The following is a 16,069-nucleotide window of genomic DNA, read 5'->3' on the forward strand; positions in this document are numbered from 1 at the left end:
GGACCGCCGTTTTAGCTTTGTTTCTCCTGATATTTCTTGTCGAGCTGATTGTTTTTGATGAACATATAGAACAATGCCCCAAAGATAACGATGTAGCCTATGATACTCATGAAGTCGGGCACCTGTTTGATGACGACGATACTGATCAGCGTGGAAAAGACTACGGTAGAATAGAAGAATATCGAAATTTCCTTGGCTGGTGCAAACTTATAGGCAACCGTAATGCCGAATTGGCCCATCGTCGCAAATACGCCTGCTAACAGCAGATAGATCAACTGCTGCATGGTCATTGGCTCCCAGAAAATGATCACAAAGGGCAGCAGGGACATCGTAGTGAAAAAGGAAAAATAGAAGACAACCGTATAGAATTTTTCTCTATTACCGAGCAGTCTGAGCATCGTATACGCTCCGGCGGCAAACACGGCCCCAAGTATCCCGCCTAAATAAGGCACGATATCAACCGAAAATTGCGGCTTGATGATAAATAGCGTTCCGACGAATGCAATGATGATTGCCACCATTTGGAACAGTTGGACCCGCTCTTTCAGGAAAATGGCAGAGAAAATAATCGTCAAAAACGGGCTTAATTTATTCAGCATGTCCGCATCGGATAGCACGAGTTCATCGATTGAATAAAAAAACAGCACCATGCCAAGTGTACCCATCGCAGACCGCAGAAGCAGGTACTTCTGGTTTTCCTTTTTCCCAAACAAGCTTTCTCTATAATACATGACAAAAGCGAATGAAATCATAACAGATATGACGTTTCTGAACCAGGTTTTCTGCACAGTCGGCAAATCGCCTGACAGCTTGACGAACGCCGCCATGACTGAAAATCCGAACGCAGAAATAAGCAGTAACAGGATTCCTTTATTTCGATCTTTCATAAAGTTTCCTCCATCGGTGAATAGTTAGAGTTGTTACACACTCTAACCATCCTAATACAAAATTAACCATTGGAAAAGTTACTTGCTTACCAAAGGAATGATTCAGAAAAGTGCTTCGTTTTGGTAAAGAATCTGGTAATCTAGTACACTTTTACTAAAAGAAACGAGTTGGAGGAATGGCGATGATCGATTTGCGGAGTGATACAGTAACGAAACCGACAGAAGCGATGAGGCAAGCGGCCTATGAAGCGGAAGTCGGCGATGATGTATATGAAGAAGATCCGACGGTAAATAAGCTCGAGGAGCGGGCAGCGGAAATGCTGGGAAAAGAAGCGGCATTGTTCGTAACAAGCGGCACGCAGGGTAATCAGATTGCCATCCTGACGCACTGCAAGCCAGGCGATGAAGTGATTCTCGAACAGGATGCCCATCTGTTTGTTTATGAAGGAGCGGCGATGTCTGCCCTGGCAGGTGTGCAGCCGCGGACGATCAAGGGAGAACGGGGAGCGATGTCCCCGGCCGATGTGGCTGACGCGATCCGCGGTGAGGACATTCATTTTCCGGAAACCGGATTGATTTGTCTGGAAAACACCCATAACAAAGCGGGCGGCGCTGTGCTGCCTTTAGAAAATATGAAAACAATTGCCCAAATTGCACGTGAGCACCACGTTCCGATTCATCTTGATGGTGCGCGGTTGTTCAACGCAGCAGCAGCGACCGGTATCTCGGTTGATCGCTATGCCGCTTTAACGGATACCGTGCAGTTCTGTTTGTCTAAAGGGCTTGGAGCGCCTGTAGGTTCGATCATTGCAGGTTCTGCTGATTTTATTAAGCGGGCTAGAAAGTGGCGGAAGCGGCTTGGAGGCGGCCTCCGGCAGTCCGGAATTGTGGCAGCGCCGGGCTTAGTCGCTTTGAATGAAATGACGGAGCGGCTTGTTGAAGATCATCAACATGCGGAGAAGCTTGCTGCTGGTCTCACCGAGCTTGATGGTTTGACCGTGGAAAATGAAGTAGAAACCAATATTATCCTGGTCAATACGAAGCAGGCGGGCTATACGGCAGAACAGTTTTTGGAAGCCTTGAAAGCGGAGGGGATTTTAGCGGTACCATTTGGCACGCATACTGTCCGTTTTGTTACCAACTATCATATTACAAAAGAAGACATCGAATCTGTACTGACGAAAGTTAATCAACTGGTGAAATGATTCGTAACGGAAACTGTTTTCTCCATAAGGAGCAGGCAGTTTCTTTTTTTTGCACAAAATGTCGAAAAATTTCCACAAAATAGTTATATAGTACCACTCATTTGCTTCCTCCTGCTCAATCAATCCCCTGAAAACCTGTGCTACAATCAAATTCAACGCAATAGACCAAATTTTCTGAATAAGGGGAGGTTTGTCGTAAAAACGATCGATCTATTGCAAAAAATGTATGGGAGGCATGCGTTAATGAAAAAAGTGTTTTTTACGTTAACGACTACCATCTTGATGATGACGCTGTTTGCCGTCAGTGCATTTGCATCTCCAGAGAAAGAAAGCGGAAATGACTGGGTGCGTGTATTGATCGAGTCAACGAGTGAACAGGCGAAAAATCAAGCCAAGGAAAAGTATGATGTCCGACACGACTTCGGCAAGCAAGGCTTTTCGACCAATGTGACGAAGCAACAATATGAAGCATTGCAAAAGAATAAGAACCTCAACGTTACTAAAGTGGACAAAGTTTCTTTAGTGAATCAGCCGCAAGCTACGGGTGATCGTAGCTCTACCCCTTCTGATCAAACCCCATGGGGCATGGAAGCCATTTACAATGATGACTCCATAACTGCCACGGACGGCGGGGACGATATCCGAGTAGCTGTCCTTGATACTGGGTCCAAAACCGACCACGTCGACCTCGAAGGGAACGTGGAACAATGTAAAGATTTCAGCCGGCTCTTCTTTTCCCGTGTAGATGGTTCCTGTAATGATATCAATGGGCATGGGACTCATGTCGCTGGTACTGTTCTAGCGGATGGTGGAGCTGACGGAGAGGGTATCTATGGTGTCGCTCCTGACGCGAAATTATGGGCTTACAAAGTTTTAGGTGATTTAGGAATGGGCTTTTCCGATGATATCGCAAATGCGATCCGTCATGCAGCTGACCAAGGCCAGGAACAAGGTGTGAAAGTAGTGATTTCTATGTCACTTGGGTCAAGCGGTGAAGATGGCCTGATTACAGAAGCTGTCGATTATGCCTATGATAACGGAGCGCTTGTTGTAGCGGCTGCCGGCAACGATGGCGATGGCGAAGACACTATCGGCTACCCGGGAGCTGTTGAAAATGCGATTGCAGTTGCAGCATTAGAGGATGTTCAGGAAAACGGAACCTATCGTGTTGCTGACTTTTCCTCTCGCGGAAACCCGGCTACTGCTGGTGACTATGTCATCCAGGAGCGCGATGTAGAACTTTCTGCTCCAGGAGCTGCGATTGCTTCCACCTGGAATGACGGGGCTTATAACACGATCAGCGGTACATCCATGGCGACTCCGCACGTCTCCGGTTTAGCTGCAAAAATCTGGGCAGAAAACTCTGGGTTGAGCAATACGGACCTTCGTGCAGAATTACAAAGCCGTGCAACAGCGAATGATATCCTGGGCGGTACAGGTGCCGCAGAAGGCGACGACTATGCGTCCGGATTTGGGTTTCCACTAGCTCAGTAATGAAAAATAGACGATTTTACCTAGCTAATTGCACCTTCCTGCTCAATAAAATCAGGAAGCGGCTATGCTAGAATTATAACTATCAAAATATTCCGAAAGTAAAACTATCAATCTAAAAAAATACTTAGAAAAGGCGGATGATGATGAAGAAACTATTCTTTTCTGTGACAACTGCACTATTGCTGATGTCTCTATTCGCAATCAGTGCATTGGCGCAGCCAGCGGACGAAAAAGCGAAGACACAGGAGCAAGTTCGTGTATTGATCAATGCTGTTAACGACAATGCCAACGAAAATGCGAAGGAAAAGTACGGGGTTCGTCATGCTTTTGGTGAAAAAGGCTTTACGACTAACGTCAATCAAAAGCAATTCGAAGCCTTGCAGAATAATAAAAACATAGAAGTATCCAAAGTAGAAAAGGTTTCCCTTGAAGCGAAGCCTGTGGATTTAAGCGAAAGAAGTGCAACGCCTTCTGACCAGACTCCATGGGGCATGGAAGCCATCTATAACGATGATTCCATCGCAACAACAGATGGCGGGGACAACATCCGCGTAGCTGTTCTTGATACTGGAGTTGCAGAACATGTGGACTTGGTTAACAGCTTTGAGCAGTGTAAAGATTTCAGCCAAATGCGTTCCCCTCTAATCGACGGGACTTGTAACGATAAAAACGGCCATGGTACACACGTAGCGGGTACGGTGCTTGCGGATGGCGGTACTGACGCACTTGGTGTTTATGGTGTTGCTCCAGATGCTGACCTTTGGGCATACAAAGTATTGAATGATCGTGGATCTGGCTACATGGACGATATCGCAAATGCGATCGAACATGCGGCAGATGAAGGTCAGGCGCAAGGTGTAAATGTTGTCATTTCCATGTCTCTTGGTGCAAGTTCTGAAAGCAGCCTGGTTACAGATGCTGTCAACTATGCAAACAGTCAAGGTGCACTGGTTGTAGCAGCTGCCGGAAACTCCGGTCCAGATGCTAACACGATCGGCTTCCCAGGTGGATTGCAAGGAGCAGTTGCAGTAGCAGCCCTTGAAAATACCCAAGAGAACGGTACTTACCGTGTAGCTGATTTCTCTTCCCGCGGTAATCCTGATACAGACGGCGACTATGAAATCCAGCGTCTGGATGTAGAAGTATCCGCACCAGGTGCAGCAATCGAGTCCACCTGGTATGATGGCGGCTACAACACGATCAGTGGTACATCCATGGCTACACCGCACGTTTCCGGTCTGGCAGCAAAAGTCTGGGCAGAAAACCCTGGACTAAGCAATGCTGACCTGCGTGCTGAGCTGCAAAGCCGTGCAACAGCTAATGACATTCTTGGAGGAATCGGAGCAGCTTCCGGCGACGATTACGCGTCCGGCTTTGGCTTCCCGACAGTTAACTGATTTTGTATACAAGGTGCTTCCCTAGCATCTTTGTAGATATTCTTGTGTGACCCCCTACAATACATGAGAGCAAAAACGGACGCCTTTGGTGCGTCCGTTTTTGTTGTGGGCGAGTATGGTAGTATAGAAGAAACAACTTTGTCCGGAGGAATTTATTGTTATGAAAATCACCATTGTCACCGTTGGAAAGTTAAAGGAAAAATACTTGAAGCAGGGCATCCAGGAATACGTCAAACGCCTCGGGCCCTATGCTTCCGTTGAAATAGTTGAGGTTGCTGACGAAAAAGCACCGGAAAACTTGAGCGAAGCCGATATGGAAGAAGTGAAGAAAAAAGAGGGCGAGCGCATTTTGGCTAAGATCAATCCGGACAGTTATGTTATTACTTTGGAGATTGAGGGCCAGATGCTGACATCGGAGAAACTTGCTAAGAAATTGGACAACCTCGCCACCTACGGAAAAAGCAAGGTTGCTTTCGTGATTGGCGGATCGCTTGGGTTGAGTGACGAGGTTTTACGGAGGAGCGACCTGGGATTGTCGTTTTCAAAAATGACGTTTCCCCATCAGTTGATGCGCCTGATTTTGGTCGAGCAGATCTATCGGGCTTTTAAAATCAACAAGAATGAGCCTTATCATAAGTAAGGTTACCTCAGTAAGGTGAAAGTGGACAGGATGGGGCAAGAAACAGAGAAAGCTGTCCTCAAAGCCGGGTGATGCGGACAGGATGAGGCAAGAAACAGAGAAAGCTGTCCTCAAAGCAGGTAGAAGTGGACAGGATGAGGCAAGAACAGGGAAAAGCTGTCCTCAAAGCAGGTAGAAGCGGACAGGATGAGGCAAGAAACAGAGAAAGCTGTCCTCAAAGCATGTAGAAGCGGACAGGATGAGTCAGGAAAAGAGAAAAGTTGTCCTCAAAGCAGGTAGAAGCGGACAGGATAAGGCAAGAACAGGGAAAAGCTGTCCTCAAAGCAGGTAGAAGTAGACAGGATGAGTCAGGAAACTCGCAAAACTGTCCGCATCTGTTATTTATAATACGCTCCTCTTCCACTTCCGGTTATGGTGAAGTTTTTCTTTAAGATACGATAGATCGTTTTTTGCGATACATCAACTTTACACCACTCATAAACTCTTGGGTTGGTTATTTTTTGTTCAGGAAATAACAGCTTAAACTCTTTCACACTTCTTACTACCGCTTGTTCCAGGGGTTCCAACTGTCTGCACTTTTCACACACTAAGTCATAATTCCTGGTAGAAACCTCAAACGAGTGGCAGGAACTGCAATATATCCCCTTTTGCACCGTATGATAATTATTAGTCAGGCAAGGCAGTGAATGGGTTTTTGGTCTGGTGTAATGAAATTAATTGTTGAGCATGCTTTTTTTGTCTGGCATTTAAGTGAGATGGTTTTTGATTTAATTCTTTCAAAAAGCGGTTTACTTGGGTGGGCAGAATGATGGGCTGGTCTAATGGGGCTTGATACAGAGAGAATTCCGGGTTGAGGAAAATTACAAAGGCTTCAACAAGGTAGTCGAGATTGAGGTCTTGCAGGAGTTGACGAAACAGGATGGTACTTCTTTTTAACTGGTCTACGGGGTTTTTCAATTCCCGACCGGATGTCACGCTAAAGAACTTATCGGACTCTATGTAATAATCGCCTTCAAAATTCTTTATATCGAGAAGAAGAATAGTCCCCTGGGAAATAATGATGGTATCTATTTGAAAATAAGATTGATTTATTTCCAGCAGCAGATCATTAATTATATACCTTTCTTTTTGAAAGTTTTCGGTCAAGCGGTCAAACGTCACTTCTCCTCGATAACCTTTTTCAAGTCTATGATAATAATACAGCTCTTTTTCTGTTAACTTCATCCGTGTGTGTAAATAACGCATGGCCAATAATTCATCGGATTCTACTCTCCTCTTCAAAAACATATCTCACTTCCTTTCTTATACGTTACTTTCATTCTATAAAATAAGCTATCTATTTGCTAACAGAAACAAGTGACTGGGCGGAAGTTCGACTTTCACACCCTCATGTAACAAGCTGGCTACTTCTTCATTGGGAACAGAAGCGGTCAGGGATACCGAGTTTTCCACGTGGATCGTGACGCTTGTACGATGGATGCCTTTTAGACTTTCGGCAATCGTAAAATCAAACAGGTTAGCGGTATGGCCGTCTGCTTTTCTAAAATGAATATTCTCGGCGTAAATGCCCATATGGTCAACAGCTTCCGGGACTGGCTGGTTCGGGATTTGCAGATTGAGATCACCTATCTTGCAGGCCAGGTGGTCGCCGGCTTCGGTAACAGATTGGACGGGAAAGATGTTCTGGCAGCCGATGACTCGTGCCGCACTAACAGTAGCAGGCCGCTGGAATACGTCTTCTTTTTTCCCGGATTGGACGATTTGACCTTGATCATACAGAATCAGGTGGTCACACAGACGATAGGCTTCTTCCATATTGTGGGTGACAAGCAGCACCGTGCCAGTGTAATATTCCTCCAGAATGCGGATGAGTTCCTGCTCGAGAATATGCTTGACATGATAATCCAAAGCAGAAAATGGTTCGTCTAATAAAAGTAATTCCGGTTCGGTCACCAACGTCCGAGCGAGGGCGACCCGCTGCTGCTGGCCGCCGGAGAGTTGTTCCGGAAAGTGGTCTTCCAGGCCGGCAAGCTGGACTTTCTCAATCATATCGTCAGCTCTTTGTTTTTTCTCCTCGTGGGATTTTCCCTTTAGCCCATAAGTGATATTCTCTTCCACCGTCATATGTGGGAACAATGCATAATTCTGAAATACATACCCGATCTTGCGGTCTTTTGGTTTCACATTGATCTGGTCACCGGAATGATAAAGGATCTGATCATCCAGCCGGATTTCCCCGCTATCCGGCGTTTGCAGGCCGGCGAGACATTGCAAGGTCATACTTTTTCCGCACCCGGACGGTCCGATAATGCCGGTGACGCCGCTATTTACTTCAAAATCTACATTCAATTGAAAATGGTTCAGTTTTTTCGTAATCGCAACTTTCAGGGTGGAATCAGTCATTGTGGTTGCCCCTTGTTCAGTTTCTTTTCCAGCCGGTTAATAATATAGAGAACGGCGATTGATACGACCGTCATAATCAGGACGAGAATATTCACCAAATCCCGGTTACCTGCCAGTAATGCGTCGTAGATGGCAATAGGCATGGTCATCGTTTCGTTGGGAATACTTCCAGCCACCATCAACGTCGCCCCAAAGTCCCCGAGCGCCCGTGCGAATGAAAGCGTGATGCCGGCAGCGATTCCCCGCCATGCGAGCGGAAGGATGATGGTCAAAAATATATTAAATTCTGTTCTTCCTAAAACTCTTGCCGCGTTCAATAGAGCCGGATCGATCCCTGCGAATGCGGATCTCGCTGATTTAATTAAAAAAGGAATCGAAACAACCAATGCAGCTATGACCGCACCGGTTGGCGTGAATACAATAGTAATATCGAATTTCTCTTCCAGCATTCTCCCGATTGAGCTTTGCCGTCCAAGTAATACAAGCAGGTAATAACCGAGTACGGTTGGTGGCAGGACAATCGGTAACGTAAGAAAAGTATCGATGATATCGGCTATTCTGCCATTGGAGCGGTTCAGATAATAGGCGATTGGAATACCGATGATAAAGGCGAGCAGTGTCGCTGTGATAGCTACACGAAATGATAAAAATAATGGAAATAAATTGATGCCTTCAGCCATTTACTTTCCCTCCGGTACAATAAAACCGTAACGCTCCATGATTGGCTGTCCTTTAGGTCCTTTGATGAAATCGAGGAATTGTTTGGCCGCTTCCTCTTCGTCCGTTTGTTCCAGCACAGCAACCGACTGTTCAAGTGGTGCATGCAGTTCATCATCGATCATCTCAAATTCCATTTTATCTTCCTGGTATAAGGACAGAGCAACGATTCCCGCTTCCGCATTTCCTGATTCCACATAAGCAAGCGTATCGGAAATGTTCCGTCCGTATATGAGCTTGTCCTCAATTTGCTCCCAAACCCCGGCATTTTCAAGTGCCTGCTTGGCTGCAAGGCCATAGGGTGCATGCTCAGGATTGGCGATAGCCACTTTTTTCACCTCTGGTTTCAATAGGTCATCCAGTGTCTGAACCGATACCGACGGATCCGTTAAAGTGGTAATTCCAATCCTTCCGAACGCGTAGGTTGTTTGCGTTTCAGGAATAATCAGGCCGCTATCATTCAAGGTGTCCACAAATTTCACGTCTGCTGCAGCAAACACGTCAAAAGGAGCCCCGTTTCTGATCTGCTCTGCCAGCTGCCCCGTTGAACCAAAAGAGAACGTAACTTTGGTGCCGGTTTCTTCCTCAAACAGCTCGCCTGCTTCTTTGAATGCCAGTACTAAATCGGATGCAGCAGCAATTTTGATTTCAGTCGGCTCCTGTTTTTCTTTTGTATCACTATTACTGCATCCAGCGACTATTAATATAAAAGGAATCATAAAAAAAGCGATGCGTTTTATCATGGTCTACTCCTATTTCAAAGAAAATTTCATAACTGATTATCATTATAAAGCTGATGTAATAAGATATACAATGATATATGTTATAACGCTATTTCTATAGGGAAGAATGAATGTAATGGAAGAGGGGAAAGTTATTTCCAGTTAGTACTATATGTAAGCGGTAAATATTTAAATTGCGTGATAATAATGATACACTAATAATGGATTAAAAATATTTGGAAAAGATGTAGAATCAGCTCAAACTTTGTCCAGCTGGAAGGAATCAGCCGGATTGGCTGCATCTTTTCTGCAAACTTAGGGAGTTTGAAAGACAATGAGCGAAAAACATACGGAAACAAATGTTATCTTAATTGGTGCTGGAATCATGAGTGCAACATTAGGGTCACTATTGAAAGAATTGGTGCCGGATTGGAAGGTTCGCGTGTTTGAAAAGCTCGAAAGTGCAGGAGAGGAAAGCTCGAACGTATGGAATAATGCGGGTACCGGGCATGCAGCGCTGTGCGAGCTGAATTATACGCATGAAAAGCCGGACGGCTCCATTGATATTCAGAAAGCAATCAAAGTTAATGAACAATTCCAGGTTTCCAAGCAATTTTGGTCTCACCTGGTAAACAGTAATCTGATTCGTAATCCACGCGATTTCATTGTACCTCTGCCGCACATGAGTCTGGTCAGAGGGAAAGAAAATGTGGAATTTTTGAAAAGGCGTTTCCAGACGATGTCCAATAATCCATTGTTCCGGGACATGGAATTCTCCGATGATCCGAAAAAGCTGAAGCAATGGATGCCGCTGGTCATGAAAAACCGACCAACGGATGAAGCGATTGCCGCTACAAAAATCGATGGCGGCACAGATGTCAATTTTGGCGCGTTAACACGAAAAATATTTGACCACCTTGAACAAAATGATGTTGAGGTTAACTACAAGCATAGCGTGGAAGATATTACACGTACCAGCGATGGCTCCTGGGAAGTGAAAGTGCTTGATCACGCTAACGATAAAATCGAATACCATACGGCAAACTTCGTCTTCATTGGCGGCGGCGGCGGGAGCCTGCATCTCCTTCAAAAGACAGGTATTCCTGAATCGAAACACATCGGCGGCTTCCCGGTAAGCGGTCAGTTTATGGTGTGTAAGAACCCGGAAGTTGCCGACCAGCATTTGGCAAAAGTATACGGCAAAGCGGAAGTAGGCGCTCCGCCAATGTCAGTGCCGCATCTCGATACGCGATTTATTGATGGGAAAAGAGCGCTATTATTTGGCCCATTTGCCGGCTTTTCGCCAAAGTTCCTGAAACAAGGTTCACTGATGGATTTAGTCTCTTCCGTACGATCGGATAACCTTATTACCATGTTGGCAGCAGGAGTTAAAAATGCTTCCCTGACCAAATACCTGATTGAGCAGGTGATCCAATCGAAGGAACAACGCATGGAAGAATTGCGTAAGTTTATTCCAGATGCGAAAAGCGAGGATTGGGATCTTGTGGTAGCAGGCCAGCGCGTGCAGGTGATTAAAGATACCGAAGCCGGCGGAAAAGGGACCCTGCAATTCGGTACCGAAGTAGTCACTTCAGAAGATGGCTCCATCGCAGCTCTCTTGGGTGCTTCTCCAGGTGCTTCCACGGCAGTATCCGTCATGCTGGAAGTACTTGAAAGATGCTTCCCGCAGCATGTAAAAGAATGGCAACCAAAAATTAAGGAAATGATTCCTTCCTACGGCGTGCTGCTATCGGAGAATCCAGAGCTGCTGGATGAAGTGAATACGACAACCGACCGGACATTGAAGCTTGTAGAAGATCAAAAATTAGCAGATACGATTTAATAGATAGCCAAGAGGAAGCATAGTCGCATGATCTATGCTTCCTTTTTTTATGTGGAAGGAGAGGAAAAAATGAAAGAGAGTCGCTGTTGGTGGATACTCGCTGGTATAGCTTTTGTGGCTGCCGCGTTATTGGATATCAAATATAAAGGTTTAGGCTACCGGATGCTGCCTGAATCTTTGAAAAAAGAAGATTGATTTAGAGGACTGAATGCCTGGCCCCTGCATGATTGCAGTGTGGGACCGGGCATTTTTTATTGCGATGTTCTACCCTAACTTCAGGAGCTTCTGCCTTAACTCAGCTATGTTCTGCCCTAACTCCGATAACTTCTTCCCTAACGGCACCACCTTCTGACTTAACGTGACGAACTTCTTCCTTTTCTCAAAAACACGGACATCATGTGGCAAAAATAGGCGTGCTGCTGTAGGTTTTTCAGTGAATTTGATGAACGGAAATTAAAGGAAATGGAAGTTTTTTAGCCAATAAGCTAGTATAACCAAATTTATTTTAGGAGGGATTGGGTGGATAATTTATTAAGTGTTGTGTTGGGGTTTGTGCTGCTGGCAGGGCTGTTACCGTTTGTCAAAGTGGTCAAGTTGGCATTAGGAAGCTATGACAGTAGCTGGTTCAATGACGGAGGCAGGATTGGTGAAAAATTAATAGCACGCACAGAAGTGGTTGCCGGTTTTGCTCACGAAAACAGTTTTGTGGAGATTAGAGGGCCGACAAAATTGGCAGGGAAGCGGGCATTAGGGAATTTCAAATTTCGTAGTCGGAAAACGTTCCCCACAATTCATTTCGATTATATTGTGGACTGACAGAAATAAAATGAACGAAAAGCGGTGCGTGATTTAATGCAGGATGGCTGGCAAAGAACTTTTGATCGCCATAGCGAATCGCCTGCAGAGCAAGTGGCAGTTCCCGCCTGAATATCGTGTTGCGCAGAGCAGCGGCAGCCTGGTTAAATGGCCCGGAACCGTCTACAAATACATACGCCTGATAGTAGCAGCCTTCTCCCGTATTGATCCACTCGCCAAGCACTTCATCCCTAATCGGGTTGATGGCATCGTAGGCATAATTTCGTCCAATGGTTAAAAAAAGCTCAGCAGTGATGTCCGAATGCGTAAGGGTATAACGCCTCGGCAGCGTAGGTGTGGTCGCGGTGACTCCTTCACGGAACTCCACGGAAAGTTTCTGAGGATCTAATTTTTTCAAATCCCCACTCCTCTCGAAAAAATCTTCTTAGCCCAAATTATTCCCTTGGTGGAAGGAAAATGCCTATTGCCGGGCGACATAATTGGGTGTTCCGAGGGGCTGTTTGAGCGGAATGAGCTGAAAATCAGGCGATGAGTGCTGATATTTGAGTGGTAAGCGTCGATATATAGGTGAAACCATCTGATAATCAAGCCATCATGTATCCTGCCTAATATTTGATACGACAAAATCAGCCTTTTCCCTGAAGCTTTTTAAGGGAAAATGGCGAACGAAAATTAAAGGAAAACACGCATATATAGCCAATTATCAAGTATACGAATCTGTTCGTTATTTCGTATAAAACTTTTTGTGAAAAGGAGTGGGCAGAGAGTATCCATACATAACTTTCGGCAAGTAAAACAAATCATCCACATTAAACTTTGAGAGAGGGAGTAAGACACACATGAAGAGAAATTTATCTAGAGTGTTATTCAGCCTGCTAGCATTTGTATTAATCTTTTCGGCATTCAACTTTAATGCCGGGGCAAATGAAAGCAGAACCCAACTTACGGAATTGGATACCGCGGAAATATTCGGAGACCTTGAATTAGGATCGGAACGACCGACATCGGTCATCGTCGAACTGGAAGCGGAGTCGATTGTAGAAGCAAAGCACAAAGGGAAAAAACAGACTAAAGCGAACTTGAAGACCGAACGAGGAAAAGTCATTAATGAACTGAAAAAGGCAGTGAAAGATGCGGATGTCAATCGGGAATACGACTACGTGTTCTCTGGATTTTCTGTAAAACTGCCGGCTAATGAAATTATGAAACTAGCATCGGTCGATGGTGTAAAAGCGATCTATCCGAATGTTCACTATACAGCGGAAGTCATTTCGAAAGAAGAGATTTCCGAGGAAGAATTCAGTCCGGAAATGATGGACAGTGCGCCGTTCATCGGTGCCAATGACGCCTGGGATTTAGGGTTTACCGGTGAAGGAGTTACGGTAGCAGTTATCGATACTGGGGTTGACTATACACACCCGGACTTAGCTCATGCGTTCGGAGATTATAAAGGCTACGATTTTGTAGACGATGATAATGATCCACAAGAAGGTGCCGGCCAATACCACGGGACGCATGTCTCTGGTACAGTGGCTGCGAATGGAGCGATTAAAGGTGTGGCTCCAGAAGCCAGCTTACTGGGGTACCGTGTACTGGGTCCGAATGGAGGTACAACAGAAGATGTAGTTGCAGGTGTTGAGCTTGCCGTCCAAGATGGCGCTGATGTTATGAACCTATCGTTAGGAAACTCTTTGAACAACCCGGACTGGGCGACATCAATCGCTTTAGATTGGGCGATGGCGGAAGGTGTAGTGGCTGTAACTTCAAACGGGAACGCTGGTCCTAATAACTGGACAGTAGGGTCCCCGGGGACTTCTCGTGATGCTATTTCTGTAGGAGCGACACGTCTTCCTTACAATGAATATACAGTAGATCTATCCACTTCTGAAGATGTCGAGTATCCTACCGCAAAGGTGATGGGCTTTCCGTCAGATGAAGAGTTACTTGAATTGAATGAAGGTGAATATGAGTTTGCATATGCCGGCTTAGGTTACCCGGAAGATTTTGAAGGAAAAGACTTTACAGGAAAAATTGCATTGATCAGTCGTGGTGATTTTGCATTTGTAGATAAGGCTGAAAATGCTAAAGATGCAGGAGCGGTAGGGGCGGTCATTTTCAATAATGTAGAAGGTGAACACGCTGATGTTCCGGGAATGGCAATCCCGACGATAAAAACAGAATTTACAGATGGTCAAAAACTGCTTGCCGAATTGGAAGCAGGAAATAACACCATTTCATTTGATATAGAATTTGCTCAAGAAGTAGGGGAAACAATGGCAGACTTCTCATCCCGCGGGCCGGTAACACATACGTGGATGATCAAGCCGGACGTGTCTGCGCCTGGTGTAAATATCGTCAGTACTTTCCCTGGTAATGGTTATGCAGCTCTGCAAGGGACGAGCATGTCATCTCCTCACGTAGCAGGTGGAGCGGCACTGCTTTTAGAGAAAAATTCAGGTTGGAAAACGAATGATGTAAAAGCTGCTCTAATGAACACAGCAGTCGATGTCATTAATCCGGCTACTGATGAAGCTTATGCGCATAATACGCAAGGAGCGGGCAGTATCCGTATCGTTGATGCGTTAAATACAGAAACGCTTGTCGGTACTGGCAGTCACTCGTTTGGTAAGTTTATTAAAAATAAAGGAAAGCAAGTAGAAAAGCAAAGTTTTGAAATCAGGAATCTCTCTGATAAAAAGAAGAGTTATAGTTTCAATGTTGAGTTTGCCGGAGATCCAGCTGGTATTAAAGTGATGACAAGTAAAAACTTGAAAGTTAATGCAGGAAAATCTCAAAAGGTGAACTTCAATGTCCAAGTTGATGCTTCTAAATTAGAGCCTGGTTATTATGAAGGTACGGTTTCGGTGAGTGAAGGTACAAAAACCATTAAAGTTCCAACCATTTTATTTGTAGGAGAGCCTGATTATCCACGTGTAACCGGAGCGTTCATGGATAAAGTAGATGATGGTTCCTACTATGTTGGATCTTATCTTCCGGGAGGTGCTGAGGTCTTAAAATATGAGATTTATGCTTTAAATGAAAATGGTGGAATTGCTGGTTTGGTAGATAATATCGGATCATTTACAAATGCCCCAGTCCCATACCATGAATTCCTATGGGATGGTACAGTTCAAAACGGAATTAATCTTCCAAACGGAGACTGGGCATTGGGGATATATGTGGAACAAGCCGGAGTTACGGAACATAAAGCATATCTAGTAACCAAAGAATAAATTTTTAAAAAGGATTTCAGCTTATGCAGCTGGAATCCTTTTTATCTTCAACACCAAACAATCACTCTATAAGGCGTAGTCTGAGCAGGGATACTTTTTGTCGCAGCTCCATAGATTACAATCAAATTCCTGCTTGCAGGACTCGCAGAAAAAGGCTGCCCGTTTGCCAATAAGATCGGCGTGTTAGGAGCAAGGTTCAATCTCAAAAAACCATCACTGCTCACCAGCTGATCGTCGAAATAATCCACCTTTACGTTTTGATAAGGGCTCTCTTTTACCATAACAAGCGCCCGGTATTGGGGCGGGTAAATGAAAGGTACGGGAGCATTCCGATCATAATAGCCGGTCACCCTGTCGCCCACGGTCACAATTGCCTGATCTATAAAATAAGTAGTCGGAGCTACTACGAAATTTACCATTGCGCCGGTTTCATTTTCAACGGAAATTATTTTATAACATCCTTCTTCTTCATTCACCCCGGTGATAAAGTCTTGAATCATCGTCACAGTTCCCCGAAAAGCATTAAATTGAACCATCCTGATCCCTCCATAACGCGCCTCAACCTCACCCTGGGCAGAAGCCACATGTATATGCTATTAAGCTATGTCAGGCTGCCTGGTTGGTGATAAATAGCTGCGTAACTCCCGAGCATGGTTCACCCGTTCGTAATAATTCCGCTCTATTTTTAATAGGTATGAGCATGTGTGTATTA

At 45.1% G+C, this 16,069-nt stretch carries 15 protein-coding genes; 8 read left to right on the forward strand and 7 right to left on the reverse strand.

From position 1 onward, the window contains the following. Nucleotides 1-11: 11 nt before the first annotated feature. Entirely contained in the window at nt 12-887 is an 876-nt protein-coding gene (locus tag ACGTNI_RS05435) for a DMT family transporter (RefSeq protein WP_085506600.1), read from the reverse strand. Between the two features lie 182 nt (nt 888-1,069). Between ACGTNI_RS05435 and ltaE the strand changes: the two genes are divergently transcribed. The 4 genes from ltaE (at nt 1,070) to rlmH (ending at nt 5,623) form a co-directional block, all read left to right on the forward strand. Beyond that, a complete protein-coding gene (ltaE, locus tag ACGTNI_RS05440; protein ID WP_394460553.1) occupies nt 1,070-2,092 on the forward strand; it encodes a low-specificity L-threonine aldolase in 1,023 nt (340 codons plus the stop codon). A gap of 243 nt (nt 2,093-2,335) precedes the next feature. Continuing rightward, nucleotides 2,336-3,586: a S8 family peptidase gene (locus ACGTNI_RS05445; RefSeq protein WP_394460555.1), complete on the forward strand. Its 1,251-nt coding sequence runs from the start codon at nt 2,336-2,338 to the stop codon at nt 3,584-3,586. A gap of 143 nt (nt 3,587-3,729) precedes the next feature. Continuing rightward, a complete protein-coding gene (locus ACGTNI_RS05450; RefSeq protein WP_394460557.1) occupies nt 3,730-4,983 on the forward strand; it encodes a S8 family serine peptidase in 1,254 nt (417 codons plus the stop codon). A gap of 160 nt (nt 4,984-5,143) precedes the next feature. Next, nucleotides 5,144-5,623 carry a 23S rRNA (pseudouridine(1915)-N(3))-methyltransferase RlmH gene (gene rlmH, locus ACGTNI_RS05455; RefSeq protein ID WP_394460559.1) on the forward strand — a complete coding sequence of 160 codons (480 nt, stop codon included), beginning with the start codon at nt 5,144-5,146 and terminating at the stop codon, nt 5,621-5,623. Nucleotides 5,624-6,289: 666 nt separating this feature from the next. On the opposite strand, the gene ACGTNI_RS05460 is transcribed toward rlmH, so the two are convergent. From ACGTNI_RS05460 to modA, 4 genes are read right to left on the reverse strand one after another with little or no spacing between them, the layout of a single operon-like run. Beyond that, nucleotides 6,290-6,910, reverse strand: a complete 621-nt coding sequence (locus tag ACGTNI_RS05460; RefSeq protein WP_394460561.1) for a nuclease-related domain-containing protein — start codon at nt 6,908-6,910, stop codon at nt 6,290-6,292. A 45-nt stretch (nt 6,911-6,955) separates the two neighbouring features. Next, the gene (locus ACGTNI_RS05465) at nt 6,956-8,026 is read right to left on the reverse strand and encodes a sulfate/molybdate ABC transporter ATP-binding protein (RefSeq protein ID WP_394460563.1); all 1,071 of its coding nucleotides are present in this window, start codon (nt 8,024-8,026) and stop codon (nt 6,956-6,958) included. Next, nucleotides 8,023-8,706 carry a molybdate ABC transporter permease subunit gene (modB, locus tag ACGTNI_RS05470; RefSeq protein WP_394460565.1) on the reverse strand — a complete coding sequence of 228 codons (684 nt, stop codon included), beginning with the start codon at nt 8,704-8,706 and terminating at the stop codon, nt 8,023-8,025. The genes ACGTNI_RS05465 and modB overlap by 4 nt, the downstream gene beginning before the upstream one ends. Further along, nucleotides 8,707-9,486, reverse strand: a complete 780-nt coding sequence (gene modA / locus ACGTNI_RS05475; RefSeq protein ID WP_394460567.1) for a molybdate ABC transporter substrate-binding protein — start codon at nt 9,484-9,486, stop codon at nt 8,707-8,709. 313 nt (nt 9,487-9,799) lie between these two features. Here modA and ACGTNI_RS05480 point away from each other — a divergent pair, with 313 nt between their 5' ends. The 3 genes from ACGTNI_RS05480 (at nt 9,800) to ACGTNI_RS05490 (ending at nt 12,124) form a co-directional block, all read left to right on the forward strand. Next, nucleotides 9,800-11,308: a malate:quinone oxidoreductase gene (locus tag ACGTNI_RS05480; RefSeq protein ID WP_394460569.1), complete on the forward strand. Its 1,509-nt coding sequence runs from the start codon at nt 9,800-9,802 to the stop codon at nt 11,306-11,308. A gap of 69 nt (nt 11,309-11,377) precedes the next feature. Further along, a complete protein-coding gene (locus ACGTNI_RS05485; protein WP_394460571.1) occupies nt 11,378-11,503 on the forward strand; it encodes a hypothetical protein in 126 nt (41 codons plus the stop codon). A gap of 324 nt (nt 11,504-11,827) precedes the next feature. Continuing rightward, complete coding sequence (locus tag ACGTNI_RS05490) at nt 11,828-12,124, forward strand: hypothetical protein (RefSeq protein WP_394460574.1); 297 nt, start codon at nt 11,828-11,830, stop codon at nt 12,122-12,124. Here ACGTNI_RS05490 and ACGTNI_RS05495 read toward each other — a convergent pair. Next, entirely contained in the window at nt 12,066-12,521 is a 456-nt protein-coding gene (locus tag ACGTNI_RS05495; RefSeq protein WP_394460576.1) for a staygreen family protein, read from the reverse strand. The two genes, ACGTNI_RS05490 and ACGTNI_RS05495, sit on opposite strands and share 59 nt — an antisense overlap. 442 nt (nt 12,522-12,963) lie before the next feature. On the opposite strand from ACGTNI_RS05495, the gene ACGTNI_RS05500 reads away from it, so the two are divergent. Further along, nucleotides 12,964-15,357 (forward strand): S8 family serine peptidase, encoded by a 2,394-nt coding sequence (locus ACGTNI_RS05500; protein ID WP_394460578.1) that lies wholly within the window; start codon nt 12,964-12,966, stop codon nt 15,355-15,357. Between the two features lie 47 nt (nt 15,358-15,404). On the opposite strand, the gene ACGTNI_RS05505 is transcribed toward ACGTNI_RS05500, so the two are convergent. After that, nucleotides 15,405-15,893, reverse strand: a complete 489-nt coding sequence (locus ACGTNI_RS05505) for a hypothetical protein (protein ID WP_394460580.1) — start codon at nt 15,891-15,893, stop codon at nt 15,405-15,407. Between the last annotated feature and the right edge of the window lie 176 nt (nt 15,894-16,069).

Source organism: Thalassobacillus sp. B23F22_16, from assembly GCF_043496955.1.
Taxonomy (GTDB): domain Bacteria; phylum Bacillota; class Bacilli; order Bacillales; family Halobacillaceae; genus Thalassobacillus; species Thalassobacillus devorans_A.